This is a genomic window from Synechococcus sp. CCY 0621, assembly GCF_019038465.1.
Classification (GTDB): Bacteria; Cyanobacteriota; Cyanobacteriia; order PCC-6307; family Cyanobiaceae; genus Cyanobium.
In genome coordinates this window covers 1-393 of sequence record NZ_JAFKRH010000070.1, presented here as the reverse complement: position 1 = coordinate 393, position 393 = coordinate 1, and the positions used below count along the sequence as shown (strand labels likewise).

The window sequence follows — 393 nt, the reverse complement described above, 5'->3', positions numbered from 1 at the left end:
CGAGGCCGTTCTTGATGCGCAGGTACTGGGCGATCACCTGGAGGGCATTGAGGTGCTGGCGCTTGTACTCGTGGATGCGCTTCACCTGCACGTCGAAGAGGCTTTCGGGATCAACGCTCAGCTCAAGGTGGCGGTGGATGTACCCAGCCAGGCGCTGCTTGGCGATCCGCTTGCACTGGCCCCAGCGCTCCAGGAACGCCCCGTCCTGCTGGAAGTCCTCCAGGCGTCTGAGAGCCTGGGGTCTGGCCGGCCAGTCGGCGCCGATGCTGTCGCAGAGCAGGCTGTGCAAGGCCGGATTGGCCAGGGCCACCCAGCGCCTCGGTGTCACGCCATTGGTGACGTTGGTGAACTTCTCGGGCCAGAGGGCGGCGAACTCGGGGAACAGGTCCTGCT

General features: G+C 65.6%; 1 protein-coding gene. It reads right to left on the bottom strand.

Going from position 1 to position 393, the window contains the following annotated elements; genetic code table 11:
• A partial coding sequence (locus KUG43_RS16645) for a glycogen/starch/alpha-glucan phosphorylase (RefSeq protein ID WP_216910952.1) occupies window positions 1-393 on the bottom strand: 393 nt, incomplete at both ends.